Origin of the sequence: Oryzibacter oryziterrae (genome assembly GCF_021864535.1) — a bacterium.
Taxonomy (GTDB): domain Bacteria; phylum Pseudomonadota; class Alphaproteobacteria; order Rhizobiales; family Pleomorphomonadaceae; genus Pleomorphomonas; species Pleomorphomonas oryziterrae.
In genome coordinates, this window is record NZ_JAKJIC010000005.1 from 1 (window position 1) to 26,255 (window position 26,255).

Annotated in this window: 23 protein-coding genes; 15 read left to right on the top strand and 8 right to left on the bottom strand. The window is 64.4% G+C overall.

Annotated features, from left to right (window positions below; translation table 11 throughout):
• Positions 1–9 precede the first annotated feature (9 nt).
• From L2I41_RS06960 to acs, 3 genes are all read left to right on the top strand, one after another.
• The gene (locus L2I41_RS06960; RefSeq protein WP_237153002.1) at positions 10–426 is read left to right on the top strand and encodes an EVE domain-containing protein; all 417 of its coding nucleotides are present in this window, start codon (positions 10–12) and stop codon (positions 424–426) included.
• The gene (locus tag L2I41_RS06965) at positions 426–1,082 is read left to right on the top strand and encodes a class I SAM-dependent methyltransferase (RefSeq protein ID WP_237152809.1); all 657 of its coding nucleotides are present in this window, start codon (positions 426–428) and stop codon (positions 1,080–1,082) included. Before L2I41_RS06960 ends, L2I41_RS06965 begins: the two co-directional genes overlap by 1 nt.
• Before the next feature lie 189 nt (positions 1,083–1,271).
• Positions 1,272–3,209, top strand: a complete 1,938-nt coding sequence (gene acs, locus L2I41_RS06970) for an acetate--CoA ligase (protein ID WP_237152810.1) — start codon at positions 1,272–1,274, stop codon at positions 3,207–3,209.
• A gap of 94 nt (positions 3,210–3,303) precedes the next feature.
• On the opposite strand, the gene L2I41_RS06975 is transcribed toward acs, so the two are convergent.
• Both L2I41_RS06975 and L2I41_RS06980 read right to left on the bottom strand, forming a co-directional pair.
• Positions 3,304–5,460 (bottom strand): S8 family peptidase, encoded by a 2,157-nt coding sequence (locus tag L2I41_RS06975; protein WP_237152811.1) that lies wholly within the window; start codon positions 5,458–5,460, stop codon positions 3,304–3,306.
• A gap of 314 nt (positions 5,461–5,774) precedes the next feature.
• The gene (locus L2I41_RS06980) at positions 5,775–6,203 is read right to left on the bottom strand and encodes an Lrp/AsnC family transcriptional regulator (RefSeq protein ID WP_237152812.1); all 429 of its coding nucleotides are present in this window, start codon (positions 6,201–6,203) and stop codon (positions 5,775–5,777) included.
• A 125-nt stretch (positions 6,204–6,328) separates the two neighbouring features.
• Here L2I41_RS06980 and L2I41_RS06985 point away from each other — a divergent pair, with 125 nt between their 5' ends.
• Complete coding sequence (locus tag L2I41_RS06985; protein WP_237152813.1) at positions 6,329–7,429, top strand: saccharopine dehydrogenase family protein; 1,101 nt, start codon at positions 6,329–6,331, stop codon at positions 7,427–7,429.
• Between the two features lie 77 nt (positions 7,430–7,506).
• The gene (locus L2I41_RS06990; protein ID WP_237152814.1) at positions 7,507–7,908 is read left to right on the top strand and encodes a DUF2794 domain-containing protein; all 402 of its coding nucleotides are present in this window, start codon (positions 7,507–7,509) and stop codon (positions 7,906–7,908) included.
• 3 nt (positions 7,909–7,911) lie between these two features.
• Here L2I41_RS06990 and L2I41_RS06995 read toward each other — a convergent pair whose 3' ends face one another.
• The 4 genes from L2I41_RS06995 to L2I41_RS07010 form a co-directional block, all read right to left on the bottom strand.
• On the bottom strand, positions 7,912–8,436 hold the full coding sequence (locus L2I41_RS06995; protein WP_237152815.1) for a GNAT family N-acetyltransferase: 525 nt from the start codon (positions 8,434–8,436) through the stop codon (positions 7,912–7,914).
• A 122-nt stretch (positions 8,437–8,558) separates the two neighbouring features.
• Positions 8,559–9,305: a Bax inhibitor-1/YccA family protein gene (locus tag L2I41_RS07000; RefSeq protein ID WP_237152816.1), complete on the bottom strand. Its 747-nt coding sequence runs from the start codon at positions 9,303–9,305 to the stop codon at positions 8,559–8,561.
• 135 nt (positions 9,306–9,440) lie between these two features.
• On the bottom strand, positions 9,441–12,008 hold the full coding sequence (locus tag L2I41_RS07005) for an ABC transporter permease (RefSeq protein ID WP_237152817.1): 2,568 nt from the start codon (positions 12,006–12,008) through the stop codon (positions 9,441–9,443).
• Entirely contained in the window at positions 12,005–12,709 is a 705-nt protein-coding gene (locus tag L2I41_RS07010; protein ID WP_390633929.1) for an ABC transporter ATP-binding protein, read from the bottom strand. Before L2I41_RS07010 ends, L2I41_RS07005 begins: the two co-directional genes overlap by 4 nt.
• Positions 12,710–12,818: 109 nt before the next feature.
• Between L2I41_RS07010 and L2I41_RS07015 the strand changes: the two genes are divergently transcribed.
• Genes L2I41_RS07015 through L2I41_RS07025 form a run of 3 tightly spaced genes read left to right on the top strand, consistent with a single transcriptional unit; the run spans position 12,819 to position 15,113 of the window.
• Positions 12,819–13,442, top strand: coding sequence for an arylesterase (locus L2I41_RS07015; protein WP_237152818.1), 624 nt, complete (start codon positions 12,819–12,821; stop codon positions 13,440–13,442).
• A gap of 59 nt (positions 13,443–13,501) precedes the next feature.
• Complete coding sequence (locus L2I41_RS07020; RefSeq protein ID WP_237152819.1) at positions 13,502–14,035, top strand: DinB family protein; 534 nt, start codon at positions 13,502–13,504, stop codon at positions 14,033–14,035.
• Between the two features lie 25 nt (positions 14,036–14,060).
• Positions 14,061–15,113 carry an aldo/keto reductase gene (locus tag L2I41_RS07025; protein ID WP_237152820.1) on the top strand — a complete coding sequence of 351 codons (1,053 nt, stop codon included), beginning with the start codon at positions 14,061–14,063 and terminating at the stop codon, positions 15,111–15,113.
• A 63-nt stretch (positions 15,114–15,176) separates the two neighbouring features.
• Here the strand turns inward: L2I41_RS07025 and L2I41_RS07030 are convergent, their stop codons facing one another.
• A complete protein-coding gene (locus L2I41_RS07030) occupies positions 15,177–16,208 on the bottom strand; it encodes an aspartate-semialdehyde dehydrogenase (RefSeq protein ID WP_237152821.1) in 1,032 nt (343 codons plus the stop codon).
• A 680-nt stretch (positions 16,209–16,888) separates the two neighbouring features.
• Here L2I41_RS07030 and L2I41_RS07035 point away from each other — a divergent pair.
• The 7 genes from L2I41_RS07035 to L2I41_RS07065 are packed head-to-tail and all read left to right on the top strand — an operon-like array spanning position 16,889 to position 25,753.
• Positions 16,889–19,117, top strand: coding sequence for a NosR/NirI family protein (locus L2I41_RS07035; RefSeq protein ID WP_237152822.1), 2,229 nt, complete (start codon positions 16,889–16,891; stop codon positions 19,115–19,117).
• A 17-nt stretch (positions 19,118–19,134) separates the two neighbouring features.
• A complete protein-coding gene (gene nosZ, locus L2I41_RS07040) occupies positions 19,135–21,045 on the top strand; it encodes a TAT-dependent nitrous-oxide reductase (protein WP_237152823.1) in 1,911 nt (636 codons plus the stop codon).
• 43 nt (positions 21,046–21,088) lie between these two features.
• Positions 21,089–22,471 carry a nitrous oxide reductase family maturation protein NosD gene (locus L2I41_RS07045; protein ID WP_237152824.1) on the top strand — a complete coding sequence of 461 codons (1,383 nt, stop codon included), beginning with the start codon at positions 21,089–21,091 and terminating at the stop codon, positions 22,469–22,471.
• Entirely contained in the window at positions 22,468–23,397 is a 930-nt protein-coding gene (locus L2I41_RS07050; protein WP_237152825.1) for an ABC transporter ATP-binding protein, read from the top strand. The genes L2I41_RS07045 and L2I41_RS07050 overlap by 4 nt, the downstream gene beginning before the upstream one ends.
• Positions 23,394–24,236, top strand: coding sequence for an ABC transporter permease (locus L2I41_RS07055; RefSeq protein WP_237152826.1), 843 nt, complete (start codon positions 23,394–23,396; stop codon positions 24,234–24,236). The genes L2I41_RS07050 and L2I41_RS07055 overlap by 4 nt, the downstream gene beginning before the upstream one ends.
• Positions 24,233–24,775: a nitrous oxide reductase accessory protein NosL gene (locus L2I41_RS07060; RefSeq protein WP_237152827.1), complete on the top strand. Its 543-nt coding sequence runs from the start codon at positions 24,233–24,235 to the stop codon at positions 24,773–24,775. Before L2I41_RS07055 ends, L2I41_RS07060 begins: the two co-directional genes overlap by 4 nt.
• 12 nt (positions 24,776–24,787) lie before the next feature.
• Positions 24,788–25,753 carry an FAD:protein FMN transferase gene (locus tag L2I41_RS07065; RefSeq protein ID WP_237152828.1) on the top strand — a complete coding sequence of 322 codons (966 nt, stop codon included), beginning with the start codon at positions 24,788–24,790 and terminating at the stop codon, positions 25,751–25,753.
• A gap of 18 nt (positions 25,754–25,771) precedes the next feature.
• On the opposite strand, the gene L2I41_RS07070 is transcribed toward L2I41_RS07065, so the two are convergent.
• The gene (locus L2I41_RS07070; protein ID WP_237152829.1) at positions 25,772–26,236 is read right to left on the bottom strand and encodes a MarR family winged helix-turn-helix transcriptional regulator; all 465 of its coding nucleotides are present in this window, start codon (positions 26,234–26,236) and stop codon (positions 25,772–25,774) included.
• Between the last annotated feature and the right edge of the window lie 19 nt (positions 26,237–26,255).

A 26,255-nucleotide genomic window follows, 5' to 3' on the forward strand; every position in this document is an offset into this window, starting at 1 on the left:
AAGACAAGCATGCCCTCCTACTGGCTGTTCAAGTCCGAGCCGTTCAAGTTTTCCTTTGCCCAGCTGAAGGCCCTCGGCGACAAGGGCACTGAATGGGACGGCGTGCGCAACTATCTTGCCCGCAACAACATGCGCTCGATGCAGCTCGGCGACCTCGGCTTCTTCTATCATTCCAACGAGGGGCTTGAGATCGTCGGCATTGCCGAAGTCTGCGCCCTGGCCCATCAGGACAGCACCACCAACGATCCGCGCTGGGAGTGCGTCGACATCCGGGCGGTGCGGGATGTGCCCCGCCCGGTCACCCTTGCCGCCGTCAAGGCCGAACCGCGCCTTGCCAAGATGAGTCTGGTCACCTCCATGCGCCTCTCCGTCCAGCCCGTCACTCCAGAGGAATGGACCATCGTCTCAGAAATGGCCGGCCTTTGATGGCCATTTCCGATCCGGCGGCCTTCGTGCGCTCCGAAACCCGCCTGCAGGCGCCGCCGCATGTGCCGGAGATCCGCCTGCATCTGGCCGACGAGGCCATGGACTTGTGGAGCCGCACCGAGGAAGAACTCGGGGAGTTGGGCCTGCCGCCGCCCTTCTGGGCCTTTGCCTGGGCTGGCGGCCAGGCCCTGGCGCGCTATGTCCTCGACCATCCCGAGATCGTCGCCGGCAAGCGTGTCCTCGATTTTGCGTCCGGCTCTGGCATCGTCGGCATCGCCGCCATGCAGGCAGGCGCGGCCTTCTGCGAGGCAACCGACATCGACCGCTTCTCGCTGACAGCCATCGTACTCAATGCGCAGGCCAACGGCGTTGCCGTCACCGCTTCGGCTCGCAATGTCCTCGACAGCGGGGCTGAAGGCTTCGACGTGGTCCTCGCCGGCGACGTCTTCTATGAAAAGCCCATGGCCGATCGGGTCGAGCCCTTCCTGCGCGGTGCGGAAGCGGGCGGTGCAACGGTGCTTTTCGGCGATCCCGGTCGCGCCTATCTGCCCAAGTCCGGCATTGAAAAGATTGCTGAATATCGCGTCCCCGTGACTCGCGCCATCGAGGACAACGAAATCAAGCACACCAAGGTCTGGCGCTTCTGCGCAAGCTGACACCAACTGGACAGCTGCGCTGCTGCATTGCATCATACCAAATGATGAGGGTTGGCGACCGGCTTCCGGGCTGGTCCCGCCTTCTTGCGGATGGACGTCCGTGTTTAACCTCATCATAATGCGCGACGGAACACCGCACCCGCCTGGGAGCAATGAGCGTGGGTCGGTTCTGCTTGGGAGGAGTTGCTTATGTCCGGAGACATTTTTCCGGTGGCGGCCAGCACGGCTGCCGCTGCGTGGGTTGATAACGACAAATATCTGGAGCTCTACAAGCGCTCCGTCGAGGATCCGGACGGCTTCTGGGGCGAGATGGGCAAGCGCATCACCTGGATCAAGCCCTATACCAAGGTGAAGAACACCCGCTTTGCGCCCGACGTCTCCATCAAGTGGTATGAGGACGGCACGCTGAACGTCTCGGCCAACTGCGTCGATCGCCATCTCGAAACGCGCGGCGACCAGACGGCCATCATCTTCGAGGGTGACAACCCCGCCGACAGCCGGCACATCTCCTATCGCGAACTGCACGCCGAAGTCAGCCGCTTTGCCAACGTCCTGAAGGCGCATGGCGTCAAGAAGGGCGATCGCGTCACGGTCTACCTGCCGATGATCCCCGAGGCGGCCTATGCCATGCTGGCCTGCACTCGCATCGGCGCCATCCACTCGGTTGTCTTCGCCGGCTTCTCTCCCGACAGTCTAGCCGGCCGCATCGAGGACTGCGACTCCAAGATCGTGCTCACCGCCGACGAAGGTCTGCGCGGCGGCCGCAAGGTGGCGCTCAAGGCCAATGTCGACGCCGCCCTGACCAAGTGCAAGGGCGACGAGAAGGTCATCGTCGTCAAGCGCACTGGCGGCGACATCGCCATGACATCAGGCCGCGACTTCTGGTATCACGAAGAGGCCGCCAAGGTTTCCGCCGATTGCCCGCCGGAAGAGATGAACGCCGAAGATCCGCTGTTCATCCTCTATACGTCCGGTTCCACCGGCAAGCCCAAGGGTGTGCTGCACACCACCGGCGGCTACCTGGTCTATGCGTCCATGACGCACCAGTATGTCTTCGACTATCATGATGGCGACATCTACTGGTGCACGGCCGACGTCGGCTGGGTCACCGGCCACAGCTACATTCTCTACGGTCCGCTCGCCAACGGCGCGACCACCATCATGTTCGAGGGCGTGCCGACCTATCCCGACGCCGGCCGCTTCTGGCAGGTGATCGACAAGCACAAGGTCAACATCTTCTACACCGCCCCCACCGCCATCCGCTCGCTGATGGGCTCGGGCAACGATCATGTTACCAAGACCAGCCGCGCGTCACTGCGCATCCTCGGCTCGGTGGGTGAACCCATCAATCCGGAAGCCTGGCTGTGGTATTACAACGTGGTCGGCGACCAGCGCTGCCCGATCGTCGACACCTGGTGGCAGACCGAGACCGGCGGCATCCTGATCACGCCGCTGCCCGGCGCGACCCCGCTGAAGCCGGGCTCGGCCACCCGTCCCTTCTTCGGCGTCACGCCGGCCGTCGTCGATGCCGAAGGCAAGTTCCTTGAGGGCGCGACCGAGGGCAACCTCGTGATCACCGACAGCTGGCCGGGCCAGATGCGCACGATCTACGGCGATCACTCGCGCTTCGAGCAGACCTATTTCTCCACCTACAAGGGCCTCTACTTCACCGGCGACGGTTGCCGCCGTGATGCCGACGGCTACTACTGGATCACCGGGCGCGTCGACGACGTCATCAACGTCTCCGGCCACCGCATGGGCACGGCGGAAGTCGAAAGCGCACTGGTTGCCCATCCCAAGGTGTCGGAAGCCGCCGTCGTCGGTTATCCGCACGACATCAAGGGTCAGGGCATCTATTGCTATGTGACGCTGATGTCCGGCGAAGAGCCGACCGAGGAACTGCGCAAGGAACTCAAGAACTGGGTGCGTCAGGAGATCGGCCCGATCGCCACGCCGGACCTCATCCAGTTTGCCCCCGGCCTGCCCAAGACCCGCTCGGGCAAGATCATGCGCCGCATCCTGCGCAAGATCGCCGAGAACGAGTTCGGCGCTCTGGGCGACACCTCGACGCTTGCCGATCCTTCCGTTGTCACCGACCTGATCGACAACCGTCAGAACCTGAAATGAGGCTGCCGTCCCCAGGGACGGCAAATCCTCCGGAAACGACAATGTCCCGCGGACGCCTGGCGCCGCGGGACATTTGTTTCAAACGCCATCGGCGTCACTTGACAGTCAGCTTCACCGGTCCGACGTTGTTGGTGTCATAGCCCAGCACCTGCACGAAATAGGTGGTGCCCGCCGTGGCGGCGAAGGTGACCGAACTCAGGTTGTCGCTGCCAAAGTCGTCATTGGTGGCAAAGGGGGACATGCTCTGCATGTTGGAACCGGTATAGACCCCCAGCACCGTATCGGCGATCGCGCTGCCCTTTGTGTTCATGGTGTAGGACTTGGAAGCCGGCGCCTTGAACTTCCACCACAGGGAATGCGTGTCGGTGCCGAAAGGCACCATTTCGCTGACTTCCAGGGTGGCTCCACGCGTGTCGCCGGCCACGGTCGTCCCCACCGTCAGGCTCGGCGCCTTCGCCAGATTGTCGTTGGCGGGAACCGGTGCCAGGGTCAGCTGCACCCGGCCGCGATCGGCAGACGTCTTGCCGGCAACCGCGATCATGTAGACCTTGTTCTTGGTCGCCTTGAAGCTCAGGATGCTGGTCGTCAGCCCGACAGGATCGTCGTCGTTCTTGGCAACAGCGGTTCCAAGCGCGGAGACCGAAGACGGCGCCGCATAGACCGCAAGCACGGTGTCGAAATCCGAGTTCAACGTGGTGATCGACACCTGGCCGGTTTCCGTCGGCACGAACTTGTACCAGACGCTGCCGCCGTCCGTGTTCACCACGTGATGCGTCTCGCCGCTCTGCAGCGTCGCGAAAGCCGTTGACCCCTGATAGGTCTTGTTGAGGGTCACCACCACGGGCTTTGCGAAGACATCATTGGCATCCGCGCTCGGCGTCTTCAGGAACGTCGCCGCGTTCATCACCTGGATGAACGGCGCGGAATACTTGGGACCGGTCCGGGTATCGGTCAGGTTTGTGCCGGTCTTGCGCAGGGCATACAGGATCTGCGCCATCGAGCGATTGGGGAAAGCCTGCGCCAGCACTTCGATCGCGCCGGTGACATGCGGTGCCGCCATCGACGTACCGCACATCTTGTCATACGCATCGACCCCATTGCCCGGAACCGAGGACTTGATGCAGTTGCCGATCTCGCCGCCAGGGGCGAATACATCGGTCATCGCCCCCACATTCGAGTAGGACGCCACGGCAAGCGGCGCCTGCCGTGTTGCCGCACTCACCGTGACCACCGAGGAAATGCAGCCGGGCGAGCCGACATACTTGGTGTATCCCTCGTTGCCGGCGGCGAAGACGGTGGCCACGCCCTTCTTGCGCAGCCGATCGATGACGGCCTTCATCGACGACTTGACCAGATCGCAGCTGTCGCTGAACCTGTCACCGCCGATGCTCAGATTGATGGATCTGATCTTGTTGCTGTTGTTGCCCGTGTCGACCAGCGTCTCCACATATTCGAGCGCCGCTTCCATGTCGGAGTCATAGGTATAGTCGTCGGAGCGGAACACGTTGATGGCAATGACATTTGCCGACTTGGCGACACCATTTGGCGGGCTGGAACCCGAGGCATTGCGGCCCATGGCGATGCCGGCCACATGCGTTCCATGATCTTGCAGGAAAGTCGCATCGCCTGCAGTCGTCCCTGTTTCGCTGCTGGAGCCGTTGGCGCAATAGGGAGAATAGGTGCGGAAACAGGCATTGAGCGACGACAGCTGTCGGGACGTGCCAGCACCAAGGAACGTATGCGCGCGATCAATGCCGGTGTCGATGATGACGACGGTGCCGTCCTTGCCGCTGACCCCGCTGGCGTAAACCTGGTTCATCTGGATGAACGGGATCGACTGCACGAGAAGCGCCTTCGACGGCGCGTTGTAGTCGATCGTCGCGACGGCAGGATCACGCGCCAGCGTTCTGATCTCAGCCTCGGTCAGCACAAGCGCGACACGCGGCGACGTCTGCATCTTCAGCAGGGCATGCCCCGCCAGCTTGGTGCGGACGAAGGAGTCGATGGTCGCCGCGATGGCGCGCTTGGCGTTGGCGCGCGCGTCCGCCCGCGTGAAGTCGTCGGCATACTTGCGCGCACCGAACAGCTTCAGATTGATCACCACCGGAATACCGGCAGGCTTCGCCGCCAAGACAGAGGTTTGCTGCTTGGGGAGAAAGCGGACGATATCATAGAGCGGCGTGCTGGCGGCATGCGCCGTTCCGATGCCAGCAACAGCCAGCATCCATGCTGCAATTACATTGGCCCTCATGGCATCCTCAATTGGTTAAAAAATTCTTGCTTTTATGTAATACGACTCTTGGGACACATACTCAATCAGGTAGGTATTTTTCGGCTATCACCTACTTCGAGACTAGGATCGACTGAGACGAGACCTTGTCCGGAACGGCCAAGAGCTATCTAGCGCGCCGCCAAGACAACACATGAGGAAGCGAATATACTTTCCTTGAAGGGGCCGGTTTAGTCTCAGTCCGCGTCCAGGCTCTGCTTTCACCAACCAGATCAACCAGTTGGAGCCGGAGACCTTGCACGAAGTCCCAGCCAGGAACTTTGTCGGCGAAGGCTTCAACGCTCGATACGGGTCGACAGCACGATCGCCGACTGGGTGCGTTCCACCCCTTCCAAACCGCCGATGCGATCGAGCAGCAGGTCCAGCTCGCCGATGCTCGGCGCCTCGACGATGGCGATCATGTCGAAGGGGCCGCTGACCGAATGCAACGTCCGCACGGCGCGGATGGCCCTGAGCCCCGCCTCCACCTTGGGGGCAAGCTTGGGCAGCGCGGTGATCAGCACATGCGCCTTGACGAGATTGCGCTCATAGGCCTCCCCGAGCCGCACGCCATAGCCGGCGATCACGCCCCGGGCTTCCAGCCGCTCGATGCGGCTCTGCACCGTGGTGCGGGACAGCCCGAGCTTGCGCGCCAGCTCCGCCGTCGTGGCCCGCGCATTCTCGGACAGGAGGGCGAGCAATTCTTGATCAGGGTCTCTTGTCATAATGCCGGATCATATCGGCATTCCGCCGAAATGTAAGCTTCAAACCGACAAACATGCCCCTACAATTCGTCCGAATACCTGCCATTCTGGTTCCACATACGCATTCATACAAAAGGGGAATCGGAATGCACAACATCGCGGTCATCGGCGCCGGCAAGATCGGCTCCACAATTGCGACCCTGCTTGCCCAGACGGGCGACTACCACGTCACGCTGATCGACAAGGCCGAAGGGCAGTTCATCGGCCTGCCGGCGCATCCGGCCATCGAGTTCCGCGTGCTGGAAATCGAGAAGGCCGTAGAGCTCGACGCCGCCCTCGCCGGCAAGTTCGCCGTGCTCTCGGCCGCCCCCTTCCACCTGACCACCCGCATCGCCGAGGCGGCCAGCCGCGCCGGCTGCCACTATCTCGACCTGACCGAGGACGTCGCCTCGACCCGTGTCGTCAAGGCGCTGGCCGCTTCCGCCAAGACCGCCTTCATCCCGCAGTGCGGCCTCGCGCCGGGCTTCATCTCCATCGTCGCCCATGACCTGGCCCGCCGCTTCGACACGCTGGACAGCGTGCGCATGCGCGTCGGCGCCCTGCCGCAATACCCCTCCAATGCGCTGAACTATAACCTCACCTGGTCGACCGACGGCGTCATCAACGAATATTGCGAGCCCTGCGAGGCCATCGTCGATGGCGAACTGGTGGACGTGCCGGCTCTTGAGGAGCGCGAGGAATTCTCCTTCGACGGCGTCACCTACGAAGCCTTCAACACCTCGGGCGGCCTCGGCACGCTCTGCGAGACGCTGAAGGGCAAGGTCCGCACCCTCAACTATCGCACCATCCGCTATCCCGGCCATGCCGCCATCATGAAGGCGCTGCTCAACGACCTCGGCCTGCGCGATCGCCGGCACATCCTGAAGGAAATCCTCGAGAACGCCGTCCCCGGCACGCTGCAGGACGTGGTGGTGATCTTCGTCACCGTCTCCGGCCGCCGCAACGGCCGCCTCATTCAGGAGACCTATGCCAACAAGGTCTATGCCCGCAAGGTCGGCGGCGAGATGATGAGCGCCATCCAGATCACCACCGCTTCGGCCATCTGCGCCGTTCTCGACATGCTCGTCGAAGGCAAGCTGCCGCACGAAGGCTTCATCCGCCAGGAAGACATCGCGCTCGACGACTTCCTCGCCAATCGCTTCGGCCGCGCCTACGCGGTGGAAGAGGGCCTGCGCTCGGTCGCCTGAGGTCATTTAGCCCGTTGCAACTTTTCCCTTCCGGCGCAATCATGACAGTCACATGACATGAACGTCGGGAGGGCCGCGTGACGGATGTCGTTGACGAAAGCTTGCAGGGCGGCGCAACGCTGGTGACGTTGCCGCGGCCGTTCCAGGCAGCACCGGCGCAGACGAGTGCGCCCGCCAAACCCTACGTGGCCTTCGACCGCCACGAACTCTCCGAAATCCTGAAAATCTACGGCCGCATGGTCGCCACCGGCGAGTGGCGCGACTATGCCATCGACCACCTGCCCGACAAGGCCGTATTCTCGATCTTCCGCCGCACCTCGGAAATGCCGCTCTATCGGGTCGAGAAGGACCCCAAGCTGGCGCGCAAGCAGGGCGCCTACTCCGTCGTCACCCAGACCGGCATGATCCTGAAACGCGGCTCGGAGCTGTCCCGCGTCCTGAGGGTGATCGACAAGTCGCTGCTGCACCTGGCGGAGTGACGATCAGGCAGCCGGCGCACCCGTGCTGCCCTCGCCGAGCGCCCGTTGCATCAAGATCTGATCGAGCCAGCGCCCGTGCTTGTAGCCGAGCCCCTTGGCGATGCCCACCAGCTCGAAGCCGAGCGATGCATGCAGCTTCTGCGAGGCGAGATTGTCACTGTCGCCGATGACGGCGATCATCTGCCGGAAGCCGCGCCGGGCGCAATCGTCGACCAGCACCTTCAGCAGCCGCTTGCCGATCCCGCGGCCCTGCGCTGCCGGATCCATGTAGATCGAATTCTCGACCGTGAAGCGATAGGCCTGCCGGGGACGGTAGGTGTTGGCATAGGCATAGCCGACCACGGCGCCGTTCAACTCGGCCACGATATAGGGAAAACCGGCGCCTGTGATCGTCTCGAACCGCCGCAGCATCTCGGCGTGATCGGGCGCCTCAAGTTCCCATGATGCGGTTCCCTTGATGCCGGCCTCAGCATAGATCGCGGCAATGGCGGCGATATCCTTGGGCTGGGCGGGGCGGATCATCATCATGGTGCTTGCGGTCCTCAACGCGTGTCATGCGCGCACCAAAACAGAAATGCGCTTTCCGAGCAAAGCAAAAGGCGCGAGACTTTCGCCTCGCGCCCATGAGATTTGCGACAGGATGCCTGCAATCAGCGACGGTCGCCCATCAGACGCAGCAGCATCATGAACATGTTGATGAAGTCGAGATAGAGGCTGAGGGCGCCCATGATGGCCTTGCGGCCCATGGTCTCAACCGAATCGGCTTCGTAATACATTTCCTTGATGTTCTGCGTGTCATAAGCGGTGAGGCCCGCGAACACGCCGACGCCCACGACCGAGATGGCAAAGGCCATGGCCGAAGACTGCATGAAGATGTTGACCAGCGAGGCAATGATCAGGCCGAACAGGCCCATGATCAGGAACGAGCCCATGGCCGACAGGTTGCGCTTGGTGGTGTAGCCGTAGAGGCTGAGCGCGCCGAAGGACGCCGCCGAGATGAAGAACACCTGCGTCACCGACTGGCCCGTGTAGACCAGAAGGATGGACGACAGCGACAGGCCGACCAGCGCCGAATAGCCCCAGAACAGGGCCTGCGCCGCGCCGACGCTCAGCTTGTTGATGCCGAAGGACAGGAACATCACGGCACCCAGCGGCGCCAGCATCACCACCCACTTCAGCGGGCTCATGAAGATGGCCTGACCATAGGCAGTCAGTTCCATCGTGTTCCAGTTGATGGCGGCATTGGCGGAAGCGTAGGCAACCAGGCCCGTCAGCACGAGGCCGATGGCCATGTAGTTGTAGACCTTCAGCATATAGCTGCGCAGACCCTGGTCGATCTCCGCCGCATAGGTCGTCGAGCCAAAGCCCGTGGGGATATTGCGGTCAGGGTAAGCCATGGAAAAGGTTTCCTTCTGATGCACGTTCTTGAGACCTTGCGGAGATGAAATCCGCCGGTCGAGCCTCGAATATGGGCGTGAACCGCATCCCCTACAAGAGGGGACCGGTGTCCGCCTAGAAAACATGACGAAGATTTAAAGATTCCTGAGCACCGGCGCGGCCTTGGCCCCAAGCGTCGCCCACGTGCCGGCAAGCCCGAGGCCGATCGTCAGAACCAGCGACAGGCCAACGGCACTGATGGCGACCCACGGGTCATGGGTGACGGATATCTTCATGATGCCCGCGAGCACGCCTTCGGCCGCCGCAGTCCCGGCAATCAGCGCGAAGACCGCCGTTACCAGCCCGAGCAAGCCATATTCCAGCGCAAAGGCCAGGATGATGCGCCGCCGCGTCGCGCCAAAGGTCTTCAGCAACACCGCGTCATAGACCCTCTGGCGATGTCCGGAGGCCAAGGCTCCAGCAAGCACCAGCACCGAAGCCACCAGCGCCACCGAGGCGGCGGCCCGAATGGCGATCACCAGACTTCCGACGAGATCGTTGACCGACGTCAGCACATCCTTGACCCGCACCACGGTTGCCGTCGGATAGGCCGCAATCGTCGCCTTCATGAACGCCGCTTCGCTCGCCCGGTCACCGCCGCCGGGCAGCGTCACGGTGGAAAGATCCGAGAAGGGAGCACCCGTGAAGGCATTGGGCGAGAAGACCATGACGAAGTTGATCGACAGCGACTCCCATTCCACCCGCCGCGTGTTGGCAATGCGCGCGGTGATCTCGCGACCGAGCACGCTGACGGTAATGAGGTCGCCGATCTTGAGGCCGAGATCAGTGGCAAGCTTGTCCTCGAAGGAGACCAGCGGTTCCCCCTGATAATCCTTGGCCCACCAGGCACCAGACCCCAGGATGGAGTTCTTGGGCAAGCTGTCGGCAAAGGTGATGCCGCGGTCGCCGTCCAGCGCCCAGCGGGCGCCTTCCGGCGCTTCGATCTTGTCGATCGGCACGCCGCGCAGGGCCGTGATGCGGCCGCGCAGCATCGGCACGCTCTCCAGCTTTGTCCCGGGCACTGCTGCCTCGGTCAGCTGGCGGAAGGCTTGCGCTTCGCTTCCGGCAATGTCGAGCACGAAGAAGTTCGGCGCCCGCTCCGGCAAGGTCGAGGACAGCTGCTGGCGCAGGCCGCCATCGATCAACGCCAGCGTCACCATCAACGTCAGCCCGAGGCCGAGCGACAGCACCACCGACAAGGTGAGCCCGCCGGGACGGTGAATGTTGCGCAGCGCGAGCCGCAGCTCCGCCGACCGCGGTGCCGGCAGGCGCCCGGCCACCCAGACGATCGCCCGCGAGACCGCTGCCAGCGTCAAGAAGACGGCGGCGAGCGCGCCGACGAACACCACAGCCACGAACCGATCGGCCGCGCCGGCCACGGCCGCGCCCGCCAACAGCAGCGCGCCCGCCGCAGTCAGCGCCATGTAGATCAGCCGCGGCCAATGCCGCCCGGGCGCCACGCGCTCGCGGAACAACGCACTCACCGGCACGTCATGCGCCCGGCCGAGCGTCCAGATGGCAAAGGTGAAGGCCGTCAGCACCCCGAAGACCGCTGCAATCAACAGCTGGGCGGGATAGATGCCGATGCGGATGGGCAGATCGAGCGCCCGCGCCAGCGCATCGCCGCCGAGCCAGGGCGGCACCAGCCCGAGCAGAAGACCGATGACAACGCCGACCGCGGCAATCGCCATGATCTGCAGGAGATAGACCGTCACCACGAAGGAGCCCGGCGCGCCCAGCGCCTTCAGCGTGGCAATGCTGTCGCGCTTGCGGTCGAGATAGGATTTGACCGCATTGGTGACCCCAACGCCGCCGACGCCGAGGGCAGTCAGCCCGACCAGCGTCAGGAACTGCGCGAAGCGTTCGACATTGCGCTCGAGCCCCGGCGCCGCGTCGAGACGCGTCGTGATCCGCCAGGCTGACTTCGGAAACGCCGCCTTGGCGCTCTCTGCCACGACGCTGACCCGATCGTCGCTCGTTCCTGCGGGCAGCAGCAGCCGCGTCGCATATTGCACGAGGCTGCCCGGCTGAATGATCTCGGTCGCCTTCAGCGCCTCATCGGTCATCATCACGCGCGGCCCGAAGGCCAGACCAGAGCCGGCCTTGTCGGGCTCCTCTGCGATGACACCGCCGATATGAAGCTGCCCCCGCCCGATGCCGATCGGGTCGCCCAGCTTCAAACCCAACCGGTCCATGAGAATGGGCTCGACAGCAACGCCGAGCCGACCCGCCGCATCCGGAGCCAGGGCGGCGGCCAGCGAGATCCCGTCATCCAGACGAACTGTTCCTACCAGGGGATAAGCCTCGTCCACAGCCTTGATCCGCACCAGCGCGGTCTGGCTGTCATCCGCAAGCCGGACCATGGAGTTGACCATCACCAGCGAGGAGGTCAGGCCCTGTGCGCCGATCCAGTGCAACTCCTCGTCATCAGGCGGTGTGGCGCCAAAGTTGAAGGCCACGTCGCCACCAAGAATGCTTCGCCCTTCGGCCCCGATGCCGGCTGTGATCGCCTGCGTCGTCGAGCCGACGGCGGCAATGGCCGCGACGCCCAGCGCGATGGCCGCGATGAAGATGCGGAACCCCTTGAGACCGCCCCGGATCTCGCGCAAGGCGAACCTCCAGGCCGTCTCCAGTCCCAGCGTTGCGGACGCGCCGCCGCTCATGGCCGTGCCTCGATACCGGCAACCCGCACATCCTCGACGATCTCGCCTGAGCGCATGCCGATGCGCCGGTCGCAAGCGTCGGCAAGCGAGCGATCATGGGTCACCAGAACCAGCGTCGCATTGCGCCGCCGCTGTTCGCCGAACATCAGAGCGATGATCTCCCGCCCGGTCTCCGCATCGAGATTGCCGGTGGGCTCGTCGGCAATCAGGATCGACGGTTCGGGAGCCAGCGCCCGCGCAATCGCCACGCGCTGCTGCTCGCCACCCGACAGTTCGGCCGGGTGATGATCGAGACGATGGCCAAGGCCGACCGCCGTCAGCTCCGCCTTGGCCCGTTCGAAGGCATCGCGCCGACCGGCCAGTTCCAGCGGCACCGCGACATTTTCGAGCGCCGTCATGGTCGGCATCAGGTGGAAGGACTGGAAGACGATACCGATCGACCGTCCGCGAAAGCGGGCAAGCCCGTCCTCGCCCAGTTCATCCATGCGCGTCCCCGATACACGGATCTCGCCCCGGTCAGCCCGCTCCAGTCCGGCCAGAACCATCAGCAGCGTTGACTTGCCCGACCCGGAAGGGCCAACAATGCCAACGCTTTCGCCGGCCGCGATGGTCAGCGACAGGTCCTTGAGGATGTGCACGCGGCCCGCGCCCGACCCCAGGCTCAAATCGACGTTACTGATCGCAATTGCCGGTTCTATCAAGATGACTTGTCCGATAAGTAGTATTTGGTAGGCAAGCTGCCCGGGCGTGTTCGACGGAGCCTGTCATATGGGGATGGTCCTTGTCTTGCCAAGTCGGAGTCACTTTGCCGTGAGACTTTTCTTCGCCGGCCTCGCCTGGCTTTTGCTGAACTCATTCGCCTCTGCCGAACCTCTGCGCATCGTCGCCCTCGGCGACAGCCTCACGGCGGGTCTCGGTCTGCCGGCCGCCGAAGCCTTTCCTTCACGGCTCGAGGCCGCCTTGAAGGCCAAGGGCCATGACGTGACCGTGGTCAACGCCGGCGTCTCCGGCGACACAGCCGCCCAAGGGCTCGCACGGCTCGACTGGGCGCTGGCCGACGGGGCCGACGCCGTCATTGTCGAACTCGGCGCCAACGACATGTTGCGCGGCGTCGATCCGGCGGCCACCCGGGCCACCCTCAACGAGATTGTCAGCAAGATCGAGGCGCGCGGCGCCAAGGTGCTGATCGCCGGCATGTATGCCGCCCCCAACCTCGGCCCCGGCTATACCAATGCCTTCAACGGCATGTTCCCCGATCTCGCCCGCGAACATCAGACGCTGCTCTATCCCTTCTTCATGGATGGGTTGATCGGCGTGCCCGGCATGGTTCAGGCCGATGGCGAGCACCCTACCGCCGCCGGCAGCGAGGAAATTGCCAGGCGCATGCTGCCGCTGGTCGAGGAACTGATCGGTCAAATCAACAAAACTGGTTAGTTCGGCCCGGATCACCCGCCTATGCTCGGCCTCCCCTGTCAGGCGCGAGGAGACACCCTATGTCCTTCATCGAACATGTTCAGCTGATGGCCCGCTATAACGGCTGGATGAACGCCAAGGTCCACGACACCGCCGGCAAGCTCACCCCGGCTCAGCTCATGGAAGATCGCGGCGCCTTCTTCAAGTCGGTCCTCGGCACGCTCAACCACCTGATCGTCTCGGACATTTCCTGGGCCCGGCGCCTGTCGGGCCACCCCAAGGGGCAGTGCTTTGGCTTTGCCGCTGATTTGCCAACCCCAACCGCCCTCAATGACCTTCTCTACACCGACCTTCACGGCTGGCGCGTCGCGCGTGACCAGCTGGACACCGGCTTCGTCGAATTTGCTTCAGCACTTGCGCCAGCCGATCTCGACGTAATCATTCGCTTCCAGCGGCTGACCGGCGAGACTGTCGCCAAGTCGACGCAATCGATCCTCACCCACCTCTTCAATCACCAGACCCATCATCGGGGGCAGGTCACGACACTGCTCTCCCAGTTCGGTCTCGACGTCGGCGTGACCGATGTCTTCGTGTTGACACCCAACCCTGATTGACCTCCCAGGAAACAAGGACCCTTTCATGGACAAGCGACGTCTTGGACGCAGCGATCTCTTCATCACGCCCATCACCATGGGCACCATGACCTTTGGTGAGCAGAACACCGAAGCCGAAGGCCATGCCCAGCTCGATCGCGCATTCGACTATGGCATCAACATTCTCGACACCGCCGAACTCTACGCCATTCCCCCCAAGGCCGAGACGCAGGGCAGCACCGAACGCATCGTCGGCAGCTGGCTGAAGGCGCGCGGCAACCGCGACAAGGTCATCGTCGCCACCAAGGTGGTCGGCCGATCCGAATGGCCCTGGTTCCGTGACGATCGCTCGCCGACGCGCGTCAACCGCGCCCAGGTCATGGAAGCCGTGGACAAGTCGCTGAAGCGGCTGCAGACCGACTATATCGACCTCTACCAGATCCACTGGCCCGATCGCGAAGTGTCCGGCTGGGGCACCAATCCCACCCGCTTCAAGCCCTTCTCGCCGGCTGTCGATGAGACGCCGATCGAGGAAATCTCGGCCATCATGGGCGACCTCGTGAAGGCCGGCAAGATCCGCCAGCTCGGCCTGTCCAACGAGAGTCCCTATGGTGCCATGCGCTTCGTCTTCGCCGCCGAGAAGGGCATCGGCCCGCGCCCGGTCTCGATCCAGAACGCCTACAATCTGGTCAACAGGACATGGGAAGGCGGCCTTGCCGAAATTGACACCCGCGAACAGATCGGCCTGCTCGCCTATTCGCCCCTGGCGCAGGGCTATCTGACCGGCAAGTACCGCGACGGCGCGCTGCCCAAGGGCAGCCGCAAGCAGCTGTTCAACCGCCTCGACCGCTACGAGAAGGCGCACGCCGACGTGGCCATCAACGCCTATGTCGATCTCGCCAAGTCCTTCGGCATCGACCCGGCCACCTTTGCCGTCGCCTTCACCATCAACCAGCCCTGCTGCCTCTCCTCGATCATCGGCGCCACCACGCTGCCGCAGCTCGAGGCGTGCCTCAAGGCCGCCGAGGTGACGTGGACCAAGGAGATGCAGGCAGCGGTCGACGACCTGCACCAGAAGTTCGGCAATCCCTGTCCGTAACGACACAAGCAAAAAGGGCCGGTGCGAAACCGGCCCTTTTCAATGTCTGCCGATCATAGTCGATCAGGCGGCCTTCTTGGCCTTGATCAGGTGCCGGTTGACCAGCACTTCAGCGATCTGCACGGCATTGAGCGCAGCGCCCTTGCGCAGATTGTCCGAAACCACCCACATGGCCAGACCGTTCTCGACCGTGATGTCCTCGCGGATGCGGCTGATATAGGTCGCGTCCTCGCCGGTCGCCTCGTAAGGGGTGATGTAGCCACCGGGCTCACGCTTGTCGACCACGAGACAGCCGGGGGCCTCGCGCAGGATGTCGCGCGCTTCATCGGCGGTGATCGGGTTCTCGAACTCGATGTTGACGGCTTCCGAGTGCGACACGAACACCGGCACGCGCACGGCGGTGGCGGTCAGCTTGATCTTCGGATCGAGGATCTTCTTGGTCTCCGCCGTCATCTTCCACTCTTCCTTGGTGTAGCCGTCTTCCATGAAGACGTCGATGTGCGGAATGAGGTTGAAGGCGATGCGCTTGGGGAACTTGTGGCTCTCCACCGGATCGGAGACGTAGATGGCCTTGGTCTGGGTGAACAGCTCGTCCATGCCGTCCTTGCCGGCGCCGGAGACGGACTGATAGGTGGCGACCACAACGCGCTTGATCACGGCCTTGTCGTGCAGCGGCTTCAGCGCCACCACCAGCTGGGCGGTCGAGCAGTTGGGATTGGCGATGATGTTCTTCTTGGTGAAGCCCACGACGGCGTCGGCATTGACTTCCGGCACGATCAGCGGGACGTCGGCGTCATAGCGCCAGGCCGAAGAATTATCGATCACCACGCAGCCCTGAGCGCCGATCTTCGGCGACCATTCCTTCGAAATGTTGCCGCCGGCCGACATCAGGCAGATGTCGATGTCGGAGAAGTCGACATTCTCGAGCGCCTGCACCTTCAGCGTCTTGTCGCCGAAAGACACTTCCGTGCCCTGGCTGCGGCGCGAGGCAACGGCGACGACTTCGTCGGCCGGGAAGCCACGCTCGGACAGAATGGAAAGCATTTCACGGCCCACGTTGCCAGTGGCACCGACGACAGCAACCTTGTAACCCATGGAGTTTGACCTTTTCTGGACCCGTCCTCCGCCTCGTCTGGCTGCCGGTCCCGGTGGTCTATCTGGACATCCGAGGAGGCCGCCTGCCGCCCCCTCTTACCCCGAGGAGGACTGTCCAGGGCGAGGAAGCGTCGATCACGTCGTGGTCGTTTTCGTCGTCGCCGTCGTCGTCATGGCAATGCGTGCCGGGTTCGCACCCGACAAAATCGCGTCAACCAAGACAGCAGGGAAGACCATAGGACCCACATCCTCTCGAATGCTGGCTGTATGATTTCAATTGCCGGCCCTGTCAAGCGCATTCCCGCGTGTTTCCGCCCGTTCCCGCCCTCCTGCGACCAGCGCGTCCAGCGGGCGCAGGACGGCAAGGCCCGCATTCCCGACCTTGCCGGGATCTGCCGGAGCCCGGGACCGGCGTCTATCGCCGCCCATCCCCCCACATGCAACCGCAGGGCAACGCACGGTCACCGTGTGCGGACAATAAACCGCCACAAGGACTTATGACACCAAGATTGACTTTTATCATGTATGAATCTGACATATATCAGGTGCAGGACCTGGCTTCTGTCATGCCGAGGCATTGACATTTGTCATGCCGAGTTTGTTCCGGCACAACGTTCGAAACTGCGCCTTCCGGGAAACTTGAACGAAACGATCCGCTTCACAATCGGGATCAGGAAGCCATGCTTGCGCGCACCAATTTTGTCTTTCCCCTCAAGGCACTGGCCCTGGTCATCGCGATCTTGGTCGCCCTGACGGGCAGCGTAATGTCAGCCAGTGCCGCCAAGTTGGCCGACTTCCTCGACAAGGCGGCACCGTCCGACATGGTGCCTGGCGCCGACTCCTTCGGCCCTGTGCGGGACGACCTGCCGGTCGCCCCGGTCCTGAAATCGGGCACACGCGTCGGCTGGGTCTTCCTCACCTCGGACTTCGTTCCCGCAACGGGCTATTCGGGCAAGCCCATCCACATTCTCGTCGCTCTCGACGACCAGGCCACCATCACCGGCGTGCGCCTCGTCAAGCACTCCGAGCCCATCGTCCTCGTCGGCATTCCCGAAGCCAAGATCCGGGCAGTCACCCAGAAATACGTCGGCCTCGACCTGCACAAGATCGCCGCCGGTGCGCCGCATGACCTCGACATCGTCTCCGGCGCCACGGTGACCGTCATGGTGATCGACGATTCCATCCTGCGGGCCGGCATCAAGGCCGCCCGCGCCCTCAAGCTCGATGGCTTTGCCGAGGGCACCGGCACTGCGGCGGACAGCAAGACCGTCGATCTGTCCATCGACAAGCACTCCGACTGGACCACGCTCACCGGCGACGGCTCGCTGCGCCGCTTCGCCGTCAGTGTCGGCGAGATCAACGCCGCCTTCGACAAGCTCGGCGATCCCCGGGCAGCCCAGCATCGCGAAAGCGGTGCGGACACCGCCCCCTTCATCGACCTCTGGGTCGGCCTTGCCAGCCAGCCGTCCATCGGTCGCAGCCTGCTCGGCGACGCCGCCTACCAGAACCTGCACAACCACCTTCAGGAGGGCGATCAGGCGATCGCCGTCGTCAGCGACGGCCGCTGGTCCTTCAAGGGCTCGGGCTATGTGCGCGGGGGCATCTTCGACCGCATCACTCTGCTGCAGGGGGAGACCTCGATCCGCTTCCGCGACAGCCAGCACACCCGCATCGTCACCATGCAGGCCGCTGGCGCCCCGGCCTTCACCGAGATGGACCTCTTCGTCATCCCCAAGGCATCCGGCTTCGATCCGGCAGCCCCCTCGCGGCTGCAGCTGTTGGTCTCCCGTGCCGTCGGCCCGATCGAGAAGCTGTTCGTCACCTATGACGCCGACTACGCCCTGCCACCCGCCTATCTCAAGAGTGCCCCGGTCGTCTCGGTAGTGACCAATGACGAGAGCGCGGGCACGACGGAGACCCAGGCACGGGACGCGCTCTGGCTCCGGATCTGGCAGGCCAAGCAGACGGAAGTCATCGTTCTCGGCGCGGCGCTTGTGGTTCTCTCGGGCATCTTCTTCTTCCAGTCCTTTGCGACCCGCAACGAGCGAACCTTCCGCATCATCCGCCTGTCCTTCCTCGCCTTCACGCTGGTCTACATCGGCTGGTACGCCAATGCCCAGTTGTCGGTGGTGAACGTGCTTGCCGTGCTGTCGGCGCTGGTCAGCGACTTCCGCTGGGAAACCTTCCTGATGGATCCGCTGATCTTCACGCTCTGGTTCGCGGTGGCTGCTGCCCTGCTGTTCTGGGCCCGTGGCGCCTATTGCGGCTGGCTCTGCCCCTTCGGCGCCCTGCAGGAACTCTCCAACCAGGTGGCCCGCGCCCTCAAGGTGCCGCAGATCACCTTGCCCTGGGGCCTGCACGAACGCCTCTGGCCGATCAAGTACATCCTCTTCCTCGGTCTCCTTGGACTGTCCTTCTACTCGCTAGACGTCGCCGAACATTACGCGGAGATCGAACCCTTCAAAACCGCGATCATCCTGAAGTTCGATCGCCCCTGGCCCTATGTGCTCTTCGCCCTCGCCACCCTGGCACCGGGTCTCTTCATCGAGCGCTTCTACTGCCGCTATGTCTGCCCGCTCGGCGGCGGCCTTGCGATCCCCGCCCGCCTGCACATGTTCCGCTGGCTGAAGCGCTACCGGGAATGCGGCAACCCCTGCCAGACCTGCGCCAACGAGTGCCCGGTCCAGGCCATCCATCCGACCGGCGAGATCAATCCCAACGAATGCGTCTCCTGCCTGCACTGCCAGGTGCTCTACCAGCACACCACCAAGTGCCCGGTCGTCGTCGGCAAGCTCAGGAAGCGCGAGCGCTTCGAAAAGCAGAACGCCATTGCCCCTTCCGCTCAGGCGGGCGCGGGCCAACCCACCGTCACGCACGTCTTCAAGGCCGTGCCTGACGCGAATACCTGATCCTTCAGGAGGAAAACATGACGGGACCTTTTGACAGTCTATCGCGGCGCAGCCTGCTCGGCGGCTCGGCCAAGACGGCCATGCTGGCCGGTGTTGCCGCGGCGGCCGGTGGCGCCGAACTGCTGGCCAGCCATGCGACGGCGGCCGAAGCAGGCCAGAGCCCGGAAGTGGCTCCGGGCCAGCTGGATGAATATTACGGCATCTGGTCGTCGGGCCAGTGCGGCGAGGTGCGCATTCTCGGCGTTCCCTCCATGCGCGAACTGATGCGCATTCCCGTCTTCAATCGCTGCTCGGCCACCGGCTGGGGCCTCACCAACGAGAGCCTCAAGGTCCTGACCGATGGCCTCTTGCCCGAAACCAAGGAGTTCCTGGCCAAGCGCGGCAAGACGACCTACGACAACGGCGATCTGCACCACCCGCACATGTCGTTCACCAACGGCACCTATGACGGGCGCTACATCTTCGCCAATGACAAGGCCAACACCCGCATCGCCCGCATCCGCTGCGACGTGATGAAGGTCGACAAGATCATCGAGATCCCCAACGCCCATGACATCCACGGCATGCGGCCGCAGAAGTTCCCGCGCACGGGCTACATCTTCGCCAACTCCGAGCACGAGGGCCCGCTGGTCAACGACGGCAAGATCCTTGATGAGCCGACGAAATACGTCAACATCTTCAGTGCCATCGACGGCGACTCCATGACAGTGGCCTGGCAGGTGATCGTCTCGGGCAATCTCGACAACACCAACTGCGACTACCAGGGCCTCTACGCCTTCTCCACCTCCTACAATTCGGAGATGGGCACCAATCTCGCCGAGATGACCGCCTCGCCCATGGACCACGTGGTGGTCTTCGACATCAAGGCCATCGAGGCCGGCGTTGCCGCGGGCGACTACCAGGAACTCAACGGCGTGAAGGTGCTCGACGGCCGCAAGGAGGCCAAGAGCAAGTACACCCGCTACATCCCGATCCCCAACAGCCCGCATGGCGTCAACACCGCGCCTGACGGCAAGCACATCATGATCGCCGGCAAGCTGTCGCCCACCGTCTCGGTGATCGACGTCACCAAGGTGCCCGGTCTGTTCCAGGACGCCGATCCGCGCTCCTGTATCGTGGCCGAGCCGGAACTGGGTCTCGGCCCCCTGCACACCACCTTCGACGGCAAGGGCTTTGCCTATACGACGCTGTTCCTCGACAGCCAGGTGGTCAAGTGGGACATCGACAAGGCCATCCGCAAATACGCCGGCGAGGACGTTGACCCGATCGTCTCCAAGGTCGACGTCGCCTATCAGCCCGGCCACCTCAACGCCACCATGGCCGAAACCAGCCAGGCCGACGGCAAATGGCTGGTGTCGATGAACAAGTTCTCCAAGGACCGCTACATCAACGTCGGCCCGCTCAAGCCGGAGAACGAACAGCTCATCGACATCTCCACTGACGAGATGAAGGTGATGCACGACGGCCCGACCTTCGCCGAACCCCATGACGCCATCATGGTGCGCGCCGACATCCTGCAGCCGCTCGACGTGTGGAAGCGTGACGATCCCATGTGGGAGGATGCCCGCCAGCAGGCCAAGGCCGACGGCATCGTGCTCGAGAACGACAGCAAGGTGATCCGCGACGGCAACAAGGTGCGCGTCTACATGACGTCGACCGCTCCCGCCTTCGGCCTTGAGAAGTTCGAGGTCAACCAGGGCGACGAGGTGACGGTCTACATCACCAACATCGACGACATCGCGGACCTCACCCACGGCTTCACCATCTCCAACCACGGCGTTGCCATGGAAGTCGCCCCGCAGGCCACCGCCTCGGTGACCTTCACCGCCGATCGGCCGGGCGTCTACTGGTACTACTGCCAATGGTTCTGCCACGCCCTGCATATGGAAATGCGCGGCCGCATGCTCGTGAAGCCCAAATCGGCTTGATGCCGATTGGTTTCTTCCGACGTTGCTTTGAAGAGAGGCTGACATGCTGCTGAAGGCACTCGCCCTGCTGGTCCCGCTCCTGTGCGCCCTTGGCCCCGTAAGCGCGGCGGACATCGACGTGCCCATGGCGGCGGATGCCTTGGCGGCAACCCTCAAGATCGCCAGGCCGGGGGACACCCTCCGGCTTGGCACCTTCGACTATGCCGGCCCGATCATCATCGACAAGCCGGTGACACTGGAGGGAAAGCCGGGCGCACGTGTCGTCGGCAACGGTCTGGGCAGCGTCATCACCATCGCCGCCGACGATGTCACGCTGACCGGCCTCACCGTCACCGGTTCCGGTCTGCACCTCGACACGCTGGACTCGGCCATCGTCATTTCCCAGGGCTTCAAGCGGGCCCGCGTCGTCGACAACAACCTCGACAACAATCTCACCGGCGTTGACGTCCAGGGCGGCATCGACGCCACCGTCAGCCGCAACCGCATCGTCGGCCACCGCGACATGCGCGTCAACGAGCGCGGCCCCGGCATCTACGTCTGGAACGCACCGGGTCTGGTGGCCGAGGACAACGACATCATCGCCGGACGCGACGGCATCTTCATCAACAATTCCCATGACGCCGTCTACGCCCGCAACCGCATGAGCGAGCTGCGCTTCGCCTTCCATTCCATGTATGCCAACAACATCAAGCTGATCGACAACACATCGATCGGCAACGAACTGGGCTTCGCGCTGATGTATTCGCGTCAGGTGGAAGCGCGCGGCAACCTTTCCGTCGGCGACCGCACCCATGGCCTCTTCCTGAACTACGTCATCGACGCCAGCATCGCACACAACGAAGTGCGCGACGGCGGCGAGAAATGCCTGTTCGTCTACAACGTCAACCACGCCGTCATCGCAGGCAATCGCCTGTCCGGATGCGGCATCGGGGTTCACTTCACCGGCGGCTCCGAGGACGTGACCATGGCCGGCAACGCCTTCATCGGCAACCGCACCCAGGTCAAGTATGTCGGAACGCGCTGGCTCGAATGGAGCGGTCCGGTAGGCGATGCCCTTCCCCAGCGCGCCACCATGCCGACCGACGCGGCGGCTCCGACCAGCCTGGCCCAAGCCCCCATCGGCAACTACTGGTCCGACAACGCCGCCTTCGACATCGACGGTGACGGCATCGCCGACAGCCCCTACCGCCCCAACGACACCATCGACCAGCTGACCTGGAGCCAGCCCATGAGCAGCCTGCTGCTGGGATCGCCGGCGGTGCAGCTGATCCGCTGGGCCCAGTCGCGCTTCCCCGGCCTGATGCCCGGTGGCGTCGTCGACAGCCATCCGCTGGTCGCTCCTGGCACCGCTGGTGTCGGGCCGGAAGCCGACCGCCACGGCGCCCTCACCCTTTCCGACACCAGCACCGGGAGACAGCCGTCATGAGCGACCGCCAAATCGTCCTGAAGATCGCCGATCTCACCCTGCGCTTCGGCTCCTTTACCGCCCTCGACGCCGTCAATCTCACCGTGAGCGCCGGCGAGCGCGTCGCCCTGCTCGGCCACAACGGCGCCGGCAAATCCACCCTGTTCAAGACCGTGCTGGGCTTTCTGAAGCCTGACGGCGGGACACTCACCGTGGCCGGTGCCCGGCCCGGCTCCGATCACGCCCGCGGCGCGGTGAGCTACCTGCCCGAACAGGTGGCCTTTCCCAAGGCCCTAACCGGCACGGAAATCATCACCCATTTCGCCCGCCTCAAGGGTGTCGCCCCCAGCCGGTCGATCGGCTTGCTGGAGACCGTCGGTATTGCCGACGCTGCCGACCGCGCCATCGGCACCTATTCCAAGGGCATGCGCCAGCGCCTCGGCCTTGCCCAGGCTCTGATCGGCAAGCCCGCCCTCCTGCTCCTCGACGAGCCCACCTCCGGCCTCGACCCGCTGTCGCGCGGCGAGTTCTACGCCATCATCGACCGGGTCGCCGCCGAGGGAACTGCCGTCCTCCTGTCCTCGCATTCCCTGACGGAAGTCGAGAGCCGCACCGACCGCGTCGCCATCCTCGCCAGAGGACAGCTGAAAGCCGACGGTGCGCTGGCCGATCTTGCGCGCGCCGCCCGCCTGCCCATCCGCATCCGTGTCGAAGCGGAGCCCGGCCGGGCCGACGCCGTGCGCGACCGGATCGGCGGGGACCGCATCAACGGCCGCAGCGTCCTGCTCAACTGCCTCGCCGAGGAGAAGATCGGCCTCCTCGCCCGCGTTGCGGCCCTCGGCAAGGACGTCACCGACGTCGACATCACCCTGCCCGGCCTTGACGACGTCTATCGCCATTACAGCGGCATCGATCTCGCCACTCACGCCATGGGAGACGCATCATGAGCGGAGCCATCCGCATCGCCACCGTGGCGACAACCGAGTTTCGCCTTGCGGTCCGCAACCGCTGGGTCCTCCTGGCGACCCTGACCCTGACCGGCTTTGCGCTGGCGCTGGCCTTCCTCGGCAGCGGCCCGAGCGGCGAGCTGAAGGTCGACCCGCTCACCCTGACGGCGGCCAGCCTGTCGACCCTGTCGGTCTATCTCGTCCCCCTGATCGCCCTGCTCGTCTCCTATGACAGCCTTGCCGGCGAACTCGAACGCGGCACCCTCTCGCTGGTGCTGGCAACCCCGATCCGCCGCACCGAACTGCTGATCGCCAAGTTTCTCGGCCACCTGGCCGTGCTCGCGCTCGCCATCGTCGTCGGCTATGGCATCGCCGCCCTCGCGGTCATCGAGCGCCACGGCCTCGGAGCACACGCGGCGGGCCTGGTGGTCTGGTTTCGCCTGATGGCGACCTGCCTCCTGCTTGGCGCGGTCTTCGTCGGCCTCGGCATGGCCGTGTCGGCCAGTTGCCGCCAGACCGGCACCGCCGCCGCCCTGTCGGTCGGTCTCTGGCTCCTGCTTGTAGTGCTCTACGATCTCGCCCTGCTCGGCGCCATCATCGTCGATCGCGGCGGCCTCTTCACCAAGACGATCTTCCCCTTCCTGGTCCTCGCCAATCCCGGCGACGCCTTCCGCCTGTTCAACCTCGCCCAGATGGATGCCGGCACACCGATCGCCGGCCTTGATGGCCTCGCCCATTCCCTCCCCCTGCCGATTGGCGCCGCGCTCGCAGTCCTCGTTGCCTGGCTCGGGGCAGCTCTCAGCGCCGCCGTCGCCCTTGCAAGGAAGATAACACCATGAAATCCGCCACCTTCGCGCTGCTTGCCGTCCTCCTGCTCGCCGCTCCCCTTGCCGCCTGCAACGACCAGTCCGCCGCCGTCAAACCCGCCGCCATCGAGATGACCGACAACGCGCTCGGCTATTACTGCCAGATGTATCTGGCCGATCACGGCGGCCCCAAGGCCCAGATCCACGAGAAGGGCACCGAGCAGCCGCTCTGGTTCAGCCAGGTCTCCGACGCCGTGACCTATCTGCACGGCAGCGAGCGGCGCGGCGAAGTGCTCGCCGTCTATGTCTCCGACATGTCCAGGGCCAGGAGCTGGGACGAGCCCGGTCGCGACAACTGGATCGACGCGGACAGCGCCTGGTTCGTCATCGGCAGTCGCCAGTCCGGCGGCATGGGCACGCCCGAGGCCATTCCCTTCGCCAGCAAGGAGGCCGCAGCGGCCTTCGTCGCGGACAAGGGCGGCAACATCGTCCGTCTCGCAGACATTCCCGACAGCTATCTGCACCCGGAAAACGCCCCCATGGCGTCCGGCCATTCCGACATGTCCATGTAGGAGGCGTTGAAAATGTCCCGTGATTTGATGCGTGCCGCGCCGTCGCGGCCAAGCCGCCGCCGCTTCCTGAAGATCAGCGCCGCCTTCCTCGGCGGCGCTGTGCTGGCGTCGACCGGTCCTGCCTCCAGCGCGCTTGCCATCCAGCAATGGAGCGGCCAGGCGCTCGGCGCCCACACAACCATCCGCCTGGCCGGCGCCTCGCCGGAGACCGCAGCGGCCGCCTTCGCCGCCGTCGAGGCGGAAGTCGCCCGGCTTGAGGGGTTGTTCAGCCTCTATCGAACCGACAGCCTGCTTGCCCGCCTCAACCGCGACGGCAGCCTCGCCGCGCCCCCGGCCGACCTTCTCGACCTTCTGACCGAGGCCCGTGCCGCCTGGCGCGCGACCGGCGGCCTGTTCGACCCGACGGTCCAGCCGCTGTTCGATCTCTACGCCCGGCATTTCTCCGCGCCGGACGCCGACCCCGCCGGCCCCGCGCGCGACGCTCTCGATCGCGCCCTCGACACGATCGGCTTTGCCGACGTCGACTTCGACGAGGACGCCATCCGCTTGCGCCGACCTGGCATGGCCCTGACCTTCAACGGCATCGCGCAAGGCTTCATCACCGATCGCATCGCCGACCTCCTGCGCGCTCGCGGCTTTGCCAACATGCTGCTCGATCTGGGCGAAATCCGCGCCAGCGGCTCGGGACGCGCCGGGCAAGGCTGGCCGATCCGCGTCGAGACCAGCGACATTCACCTCGATCTCCGCGATCAGGCCGTCGCCACCTCGCGCCCGCTCGGCACCGTGCTCGACGCCCAGGGACGGTTCGGCCACATCTTCGACCCCCGCCGCGGCTTCGTCGCCACCGAGATCGCCCAGGCAACCGTCATCGCGCCGCGCGCCGCCGAGGCCGACGCTCTCTCCACCGCCGCCGCTCTCATGCCGCGCACCAGGCTCGATCGCCTCCAGCGCCCGGATCTGACGATCCTGACACTTTGAGGCTGGCGCTACGTTCAATCAGTCCTCGTCCGCTGTGGACGAGGACCGGCCGGCGTCCAGGGTCGAAACAAGCTGCGCCAGCACGGCCCTGGCCACTCCGATATCCTCGACCGGCAGATCCCGCGCGAGGTCCTCCATCCATTTGCCCTGCTCCTGCATCAGCCCCTGGTAGGACGCCGTGCCGCCCGGCGTTGGCACCAGGAGCTTGGCACGGGCATGCCGGGGGTTGGGGCGATAGACCGCCATCCCGTCCCGCACCAGATCGTCGGCGAGACGCTGCACCCCCTGGCGGCTCTGCGACAGCGCACGGGCGATGTCCGCGATCGACGCTTCCTGCATCATGATCACGCCCATGACCTGCCAGCGCGCCGCCGTCAGCCCGAACGGCGCCGCCAGCCGGTTGCCGACCTCCGTCAGCCGATTGGCGGCTTGCAGGACATTCCAGACCAAGCCGCTCATTCGCTCGCCTTGCAGGCTGCCCATGGTGATCTCCCCACAGCGT